Here is a 253-nt window from a genome sequence, read left to right as displayed (position 1 = left end):
CGATAATCCTTTTGTAGCTGTCGCCGTTCAAAATCCCTCGTCGTCCTCCTGAAGGAGCACACCATGGCCAGCGGCCTCGCGAACGTCCTCTCCACCGCCATCAGCACCTCCAACTCCCAGCGCTCCTCGATGGACGACATGATCGCCCAGGCGCCGCCGGAGCAGCGCGGCTTCCTGGAGGCGCAGAAGAAGGTTCAGCAGGACTCGCAGATCATGAGCACCATCACGAACCTCATGAAGAAGATGGACGAGA

1 pseudogene is annotated in these 253 nt (G+C 60.1%); it reads left to right on the top strand.

The window, feature by feature from the left end:
* Positions 1 to 63 precede the first annotated feature (63 nt).
* Positions 64 to 253, top strand: a pseudogene (locus D7X55_RS42780) (hypothetical protein); the annotation flags it as partial.

This window comes from Corallococcus sp. AB049A, assembly GCF_003668885.1.
GTDB classification, from domain to species: Bacteria; Myxococcota; Myxococcia; order Myxococcales; family Myxococcaceae; genus Corallococcus; species Corallococcus interemptor.
Note: the sequence above shows the minus strand (reverse complement) of the source record. Positions and strands in the feature narration are given on the sequence as shown.